Source organism: Pantoea sp. SYBGC1, from assembly GCF_057197005.1.
The window spans coordinates 332250-340636 of the sequence record NZ_JBXUNM010000004.1 but is presented as its reverse complement, the minus strand read 5'-3'; the positions used below and the strand labels follow the sequence as shown (position 1 = coordinate 340636).

Below are 8387 nucleotides of genomic sequence, written 5' to 3'. Positions count from 1 at the left end.
GCGGGGCGCGGATTGCTAAGGGGCGCGCCCACCCGCCCCTTAGCCCGTCCGCGTGCGGAGATGCCGCTGAAACTGCCAGAAGCCTGGCGGGCGGAACCCCCTCAGTGCCCCGCGCTGCCGCACCCAGCCTCGCGCTGCTCAGCGCCAGCCCCTATGGCAACGTCACCCGCACCCGCAGTCCGCAGCGCTCGCCCTGAGGGGTAAGACAGTTAGAGAGCGCCACCTGCATCTGATGCTTCTGCGCCACGCTGCGCACAATCGACAGGCCGAGACCGCTGCCCTGCGCCTGTACGTCCGGTGAACGGGTAAAGCGGTCAAACGCCCGCTCAAGAAACGACTCCGGCATACCGGAACCGTTATCGACGATATCGACCACCGTACGATCGCCTGCGCGGTGCAGCAGCACATCGACCAGGCTTCCTTCTGGCGTATGCAGCATCGCGTTGCCGATGACGTTATCAAACAGGGTGCGCAGCTCAGAGCGGCTGGCCTGCAGCCGGTAGCGCGTGCTGCCGCTATAGCCGATATCGATGCCGCGCTTATCGGCAACCACCATCAGCTGCTCAATACTCTCCTTCAGCAGATCGTCGAGTTCGATTATTTCCGCGACCGGCACCGCGGACCGATCCTCCTGGCGTGACACATCCAGCAGCTGCGTCACCAGATGACGGGTGCGGGTGACGCCCGCTTCCAGCTGATCAAACTGACGGCGCGCCTCGCCGGGCTGAATATGCTGGCGCAGATTCTCCAGCTGCAGCGTAACCGCGGTGACCGGCGTGCGCAGCTCATGCGCGGCATCCTCCAGAAACTGCCGCTGGGCGGACCAGGCGGCGCGCAGCTTATCCAGCAGCGCATTGTAGGCGGCGACCAGCGGCAGCACTTCGTCAGGCAGGCCATCCGGCGATACCGTATGCGGGTGCAGGCTCTCCTGCGCCGCGATCTGCCGGGATGCCACCAGCAGATTGCGCGTAATGGCGCGTACGATCAGCCAGATCAGCAGCAGCGACAGCGGCATCATCAGGATCAGCGGGATCACCGCCGAGAGCACGCGTTTTACCATCAGGCTTTTCATATAGCCGATATTATGCAGCACCTGAACCGTGCCGATTTCACTGCCCGCTTCGCCAGGGCGGGTATAGACGCGCCATTCACAATCGTCACCGCAGTCGCCAAGGCGTAAATCGGACCAGCCGTGCACCGCCTGCAGCGGAGCTTTCAGCGCCGGCCACGAGCTGGCACGCAGCTGATTATGCGTATCCCACAGCTGGACAATGTAAGCACTTTTGAGCCGGTCCTGATCGGGGATCGTCGGGATCAGCGCGGGCATGGTCTGACTGGCTGACCAGACGTCGGCCACTTTTGCGAGCTGATCGTCCTTCATCGAGCCCATCATGTCGCCGTAGCAGTGGAAGAAGTACCAGGTTACGCCACCAATCATCGCCAGATGCAGCAGCACCAGGCTCATCAGCAGCTTATTGCGCAGGGAGCGCAGAAACGTAAAATTTTTCATTGTGCCGGTACCCGCCAGCCGAGGCCGCGCACGTTGCGAATCGCTTCGTTGCCCAGTTTGCGCCGCATGCCGTGGATCAGCACATCAACGGCGTTGCTGGTGACCTCTTCGCCCCAGCCATAGATGCGATTCTCCAGCTGTTCGCGTGAAAGGATCGCGCCGGGCCGCTCCAGCAGCGCATAGAGCAGTGCATATTCGCGAGCGGTAAGCTGTTCACGCTGGCCCTTATAGAGCACTTCGCGCGTCATCATATCCAGCTGCACGTCGCCGCTGCCGAGCAGCGAGTCGGCGGCACCGTGGCGGCGCCGGGTGATAGCGCGCATACGTGCCAGCACCTCCTGCAGATCAAAGGGCTTGAGCAGGTAATCATCCGCGCCGCTATCCAGCCCCTGAATACGCTGGGCAACGCTGTCCCTGGCGGTCAGCACCAGTACCGGCGTCATATCACCGCGCGCGCGGGCGCGCCGCAACACGTCAATACCATCTTCACGCGGCAGGCCAAGATCGAGCAGCACGCAGGTGTAATTGCTTTCCGACCAGGCGTGCGAGGCAAACCGGCCGTCGCGTACCCAGTCCACCGACCAGCCTGCGGCTTCCAGCGCCTGCTGCAGGTTGGCACCAATCATTTCATCATCTTCTACCAGCAGCACGCGCATGGAGTCTCCTTATCAGTGTGGGGCAGTGTAACGCCGCATTCTTAGCGAAAAATTATCACCGCTGAATTTTACCGCTGCGCGCTTTGCTAATTCTGCGCTAATTCTTCGCTAATTAAGGGATAAATCTCCTGCGCTACAGTGGCTCTTCAGGAACAGTCTGTTAAGCCGGAGGGTGCGATGAATCAGCGAGAGTTTATCCGTAGTTTACTGGAGTGGATTGAAGATAACTTAGGCCACGATCTGCATCTGGATGAGGTGGCGCGTCGATCGGGCTATTCACGCTGGCATCTGCAGCGTCTGTTTCGTCAGCACACCGGTTTTTCACTGGCTGAGTATATCCGCCAGCGCCGCCTGACTGAATCGGCGTTAACGCTGCTTAACAGCGACGACGCCATTTTACAGGTCGCCATGAACTACGGTTTTGATACGCAGCAGGCCTACACCCGCACCTTCAAAAATTATTTTCGCATTACGCCAGGCCAGCTGCGCCGTCAGCGTCGCGTTGAGCCGGAGCGGCTGCTGCTGCCTTTTGCCGTCGCCGTATGACCGGCCAGCAGCGCAAAGAAAAGCGGGTGCAGAACAGCGCAATACCTTTTAAGCTGCGGGTCATGTTTCTCTGACAGCCGGACCCATGAACCCTGGTGATAATCTGACAGCCATGCTGCTGTTCGCGCACGTAGCGGAGCGGCAAAGCTTTAGCGAAGCCGCGCGTATCCTCGGCGTCTCCAAATCCTATGTCAGCCGTGAAATTGCCCGGCTGGAGGTGCGGCTGGGGATCAAACTGCTGCAGCGTACCACGCGTCATGTTGCGCTGACCGGACACGGGCAGGCGTACTACCCCTTCTGCCTGCGTATGCTGGACGAGCTGCATCAGGCGGATGCGTTTGTGCAGCAGCTGCACCAGCTGCCGGCCGGTAATCTTCGCCTGCAGGCCCCGGTAACCTTTGGCTGCCAGTGTGTAGCGCCAGTGGTGGACGCCTTTATTCGCCGGCATATTCATCTGCATGTGGATCTGGATCTTACCACCAGCGAAGACCCTCACCCCGATGCTGATGTCGCTATTGTGGTCCGCAGCCGCGCGCCGCAGGAAGGCGCCTGGCGCGAACTCAGTGTCATCGACTGGGGCCTTTACGCTACGCCCGGCTACCTGGCCGCGCATCCGCTGATTGATCATCCGCGCGCCCTGGCCCGCCACAACCTGCTGCTGTTTCACGGGCCGGCACATACCGCCGCTCTGCCGTTCCGGCGTGATAAGCAGCGGCTGGCGCTGGAAGTGCGCAGCCGCTTGCGCGCCAACAACAGCATGGCGCTGCTTAACGCGGCGCTGGCCGGCGGCGGCATTGCCTATCTGCCCTCCTATATGACGCGTGAGGCGCTGGCGCGCGGCGATATCCAGCCGGTGCTGAGCGACTGGCAAATGGATCGTTTTCACAGCTATCTGCTGCTGAAAGAGCAGCCGCAGCCCTCCTCTCCGGTTACGCAGCTTTGCGATGCGCTGATCACCGCGCTGCAGACACCCTGAATGTTGCTGTGTGGCAACAGTAGCAGGCTGGCAGGTAACTCTCCGGCGCCCTCTGTTTTCTCTCTCTCCGCGCAGGTAGCCTGATAAAAAACAGCCTGCGGGAGAGGGTATGTCACACGCTTCAGTATTATTAACAGCTGAACAGCAACACTGGAAGTGCAACCTGCTGGTCTGCACCCTGGGGTCATTTACCACCATCGTCGCCATGACGCTGCTGCTGCCGTTTCTGCCGATCTATGTTCAGCAGCTTGGGGTTGAGGAGCCGGCGGCGATCGCCCGCTGGTCGGGTGCCGCCTATGCGGCCACGTTTCTGAGCGCCGCGCTGACGGCTCCGCTGTGGGGCCGGCTGGCGGATCGCTATGGACGAAAACTGATGCTGATCCGCGCCAGTCTGGGCATGGCGATAGCCATGTCGCTGATTGGTATGGCAACCGCACCCTGGCAGCTGGTGGCGCTGCGTCTGCTGGCCGGGCTGCTGGGGGGATACGCTTCCGGATCCACGATTCTGGTCGCGGCGCAGACGCCGAAAGCCCATACCGGCTGGGCGCTGGGTATCCTCTCAGCGGGCATTATGGCGGGCAACGTCGCGGGGCCGCTGCTGGGCGGAATATTGCCGCCGCTGATTGGCATCCGTCGCACCTTCTGGCTGACGGGCGCGGCGATCTTCCTCACGTTTCTCGGCACGGCGTGTCTGCTGAAAGAGGCGCCGCGGCAGCCAAAAGGTGCCGCCACGGCAGGGCAGGTTGCTGATGAGCCGCCGGCGAATCTTCGGGTGGTGCGGCTGATGTGGCTCACGGCGATGCTGATGATGTTTGCCACCATGTCTGTTGAACCTATTATCACGCTCTATATTGCGCAGTTTGTGCAGGGAGAGCACGCGATAACCGTTAACGCCGGGATCGTGATGGCAGCGGCGGCGCTGGGAAGTATCCTTGCTGCGCCGCTGGCCGGGCGGCTGGCGGATCGCATCGGGCACGGACGTGTATTGCTTGCCGGGCTGGTGGCCAGCGCGCTGCTGCTGATCCCGCAGGCGTTTATCAGCCACGTATGGCAGCTTACCGGCCTGCGTTTTCTGATGGGCGTGGCGCTGGGTGGACTGCTGCCCTGCATTACCGCACTGATACGCCACCACGTTCCGCAACAGCAGACGGGAAAAATGCTGGGCTATGCGACCTCGGCACAATATGCCGGGCAGGTGACCGGACCGCTCTGCGGCGGGATGATTAGCGGGGTGTTTGGCATGCAGCCGGTGTTTCTGCTTACCGCGCTGACGATGGCGCTGTGTGCTTTACTGGTACGCGGCGCAGTACGGGAGAGACGGGGCGCATAAAAAAGGCGGGCCACCGGCCCGCCTGATTTATTCTGCTGTTACGAAAGGTTATTTCGCATCCGGCAGTGCATAGGCAACTATATAGTCGCCCAGTTTGGTTCCAAACGAGCCGTGACCGCCAGCCGCGATGACAACGTACTGCTTGCCGTTCGCTTCATAGGTCATCGGCGTTGCCTGACCACCGGCTGGCAGACGCGCCTGCCACAGCATTTCACCGGTGTTGGTATCAAACGCACGCAGGTAGTTATCTGCCGTTGCGCCGATAAAGGCAACGTGTCCCGCCGTGGTGATTGGGCCGCCCAGCATTGGCATACCCATCTTAAACGGCAGCGGCAGAGGCGCGCTGTCGCGCACGGTACCAATGCGTTTTTTCCATACGGTTTCGTTGGTTTTCAGATCCACCGCTGAAATGTAACCCCAGGCTGGCTGTTTGCACGGCAGGCCGAAAGGTGACAGGAATGGATTCAGCTCAACGCCAAACGGCACGCCATACTGCGGCTGCACGCCGGTTTCAGTACCGGAACCGCCTTCCGCACCTTTCGGTGGCTCAGCCGGGTTGCCCGGTCCGCGTGGGATCAGCTTTGAGACAAACGGCAGCGCCATTGGGTTAGCGATAGCAATCTGACGATGTGGATCAACGGCGATACCACCCCATTCAAACATACCGAGGTTACCCGGGAAGACCAGCGTACCCTGTTCAGACGGCGGCGTGAACGGACCTTCATAGCGCAGGCGCTTGAAGATTACGCGGCACACCAGCTGGTCGAACATCGTCGCGCCCCACATATCCTTGTCAGTCAGGTTCTGTTTAGGACGGTAGGTCAGCTCAGAGTAAGGCTGCGTCGGTGATACGTGGTCACCTTTCGCTGCGCCCTGCGGAACCGGGGTTTCCGGTGCCGGCACAACCAGCTTGCCGTTGCGGCGATCCAGCACAAAGATGTTACCGGTTTTCGCCGGCGCGTAGATCACCGGAACGGTGTTGCCATCTTTGTCGGTGATATCAGCCAGCGTCGGCTGAGAAGGCAGGTCCATATCCCACAGGTCGTGATGCACGGTCTGATAAGACCAGACCAGCTTACCGGTGGTGGCATTCAGCGCCAGAACGCTGTTCGCATAACGCTCCTGCTCAGGCGTACGGTTGCCGCCCCAGATATCCGGGGTGGAGACGCCCATTGGCAGATAAACGATATCCAGTTTCGGATCGTAAACCGCCGGTGCCCATGAGTTCGGTGAATTCAGGGTGTAGGTGTGCTCATCTTCCGGAATCGCGTTAGGATCTTTCGCGCCCGGATCGAATGCCCACAGCAGTTTGCCGGTGTTGACGTCAAAGCCGCGGATCACACCCGATGGCTCACGGGTAGAGTAGTTATCGGTTACAGCACCGGCGATCACGATAGTGGTATCGGTGATAATCGGTGGTGAGGTCGGTTCATACTGGCCAGGGGTGGTAACCGGCTGCTTGTGCTGCAGGTCCAGCTCACCGTTGTTACCAAATGCCGGGCAGCGTTCGCCGGTTTCCGCATCCAGAGCAAACAGACGACCATCGTTGACCGGCAGATAGATGCGACGTGCGCAGAGTGCCGGCTGAGTTGCCGCGCTATCCGCTGCTGCAGGGGTTTCATGATAGGAAACGCCGCGGCAGGTGATGTGCTGGAAGGTCGGATTCTGCTTCAGCGCCGGATCAAACTTCCACTTCTGCTTACCGGTTGTGGCATCCAGCGCAAACAGGATCTGATGCGGTGAGCAGAGATAGAGCGTGTCGCGGATTTTAATCGGTGTCACTTCATCAGTGATTTCACCCGGATCGTTAGCATTTTTCAGATCGCCGGTCTGGAACTGCCAGGCGACCTGCAGCTCTTTAACGTTGCTGGTGTTGATCTGCTTCAGCGGAGAAAAGCGGGTACCCTGCTGATCGCGCGCGTACGCCGGCCAGTCAGCATCAGCAATATTGCTGATAGGCTGGGTCTGCGGGGTGGTCGCTGCAGCGGGCAGCTCGCCGTTCAGCTCCTGCGGATCGTGGAAGACGGCCCATGCCAGAACCAGTACGCTGGCAATCAGCGCCACCAGCATTGCGCCTCTGCCGGCAGGATTGAACGTGCGATAGACGAAAGGCAGGATCAGCCAGATACCGAAAATCACCAGTACATCGGTGCGCGGTGCCAGCGCCCAGAAGTCAAAGCCAACTTCCCATACGCCCCAGATCAGCGTGCCGAGCAGCAGCAGCGCATACAGCAGCAGCGCGGCGCTGCTGCGACGCCAGAGCAGAACAGCGGTGATCAGCATCATCACACCGCCAATAACGTAGTACCAGGAACCTCCAATGGTGGCTAACCAAATGCCACCAACCAGCATAAACGCGCCCGTCAGCAGTGCGAACAGCACCGTGAGCAGGCGGATTACGCCAAAAGATGAGGAAGCTTTCCCCATAATATTGACCTCTTTCTTTGCCATAGAAAAACAAAGGAAACAACGCTTCAGGCTGTTTCCCGACATAGAGTACGAAGTGAGCAGAAATGTTCACGCAGCGTTCTTCCGTGACGCCATATGATCCCTTTGCGTTAAATTTTATCTTAAAAACGTTAACGAGTTTGCTTTTTTTAGCGGTTTTAACTCTGTCGGACCAAATCAGACGACATTTTATGGCGGAATAGCGGCGTTAATTCCGATCAAATCAGGTGGCTGCGGCGCGGAGTAGCAGATTGTGTAAACGGTTACCCTAAAAAAGCGTGCCGGGTGTGCGCTGCTGCTGCCAGCCGCTTAACTGCAGACGCTGGTAATGTTCGCTATTCAGCGTCAGCTGTGCAGTGCGTAATATAACGTCTGCTTCTCTTTCCCTCAGAGACTCAATTAAAAACGGAAAGCTGAATTTGAGGTAATTATCGTTAAAAAAATCTTCGGCTAAAACCACACCGCTAAATGGAAACGCCAGGATCTTTTTCCACTCTGTTCCCGGCGGCGCGAGATCGCACAGCCAGAATGAGAAGTGGTGCGCAGCGGCAAGCAGAGGGGCACCACCCTGTAGCAGCCCTGCATAATCAATTGCCAGACGGACGTGGGCAGCCTGCAGCATCGGATAATTTTCCGGGGCGCGTAAAAATTCCATCAGGCTATTTCCCGCCAGCGGAATAATTATTAGTTCAGGGGTATCAGGCAACTGATTATGCAAAGCAATTATGTTGTGTCCATTAAGTAATGTATCAGCGTCCTGCTCGCAATGCATAAAGGGTGCTGAATAACACACGCCGCACAGCGTGTTGTCAAAGCGATGAATACGCTCAGTAACATAAGGATTATAAGTACTGTTTTTCATGTATCTCTGCAAAAAAATTATTAACCGGAAAGATATGTTTTATTATAAATGCGTGTTAT

7 protein-coding genes are annotated in these 8387 nt (G+C 58.8%); 3 read left to right on the top strand and 4 right to left on the bottom strand.

Annotation, left to right across the window (positions count from 1 at the left end):
* Positions 1-151: 151 nt before the first annotated feature.
* Positions 152-1510: a sensor histidine kinase gene (locus AC2CF9_RS10615; RefSeq protein ID WP_484556917.1), complete on the bottom strand. Its 1359-nt coding sequence runs from the start codon at positions 1508-1510 to the stop codon at positions 152-154.
* Positions 1507-2166: a response regulator gene (locus tag AC2CF9_RS10610; RefSeq protein WP_039382093.1), complete on the bottom strand. Its 660-nt coding sequence runs from the start codon at positions 2164-2166 to the stop codon at positions 1507-1509. The genes AC2CF9_RS10615 and AC2CF9_RS10610 overlap by 4 nt, the downstream gene beginning before the upstream one ends.
* A 177-nt stretch (positions 2167-2343) precedes the next feature.
* Between AC2CF9_RS10610 and AC2CF9_RS10605 the strand changes: the two genes are divergently transcribed.
* From AC2CF9_RS10605 to AC2CF9_RS10595, 3 genes are all read left to right on the top strand, one after another.
* A complete protein-coding gene (locus AC2CF9_RS10605) occupies positions 2344-2712 on the top strand; it encodes a helix-turn-helix domain-containing protein (protein WP_039382095.1) in 369 nt (122 codons plus the stop codon).
* An 85-nt stretch (positions 2713-2797) separates the two neighbouring features.
* Positions 2798-3688, top strand: coding sequence for a LysR family transcriptional regulator (locus AC2CF9_RS10600; protein ID WP_150018236.1), 891 nt, complete (start codon positions 2798-2800; stop codon positions 3686-3688).
* A gap of 109 nt (positions 3689-3797) precedes the next feature.
* Positions 3798-5018, top strand: coding sequence for an MFS transporter (locus tag AC2CF9_RS10595; RefSeq protein ID WP_484556916.1), 1221 nt, complete (start codon positions 3798-3800; stop codon positions 5016-5018).
* Between the two features lie 48 nt (positions 5019-5066).
* Here AC2CF9_RS10595 and AC2CF9_RS10590 read toward each other — a convergent pair whose 3' ends face one another.
* Entirely contained in the window at positions 5067-7445 is a 2379-nt protein-coding gene (locus AC2CF9_RS10590) for a glucose/quinate/shikimate family membrane-bound PQQ-dependent dehydrogenase (protein ID WP_484556915.1), read from the bottom strand.
* Positions 7446-7734: 289 nt separating this feature from the next.
* The gene (locus AC2CF9_RS10585; RefSeq protein WP_484556914.1) at positions 7735-8121 is read right to left on the bottom strand and encodes a hypothetical protein; all 387 of its coding nucleotides are present in this window, start codon (positions 8119-8121) and stop codon (positions 7735-7737) included.
* Between the last annotated feature and the right edge of the window lie 266 nt (positions 8122-8387).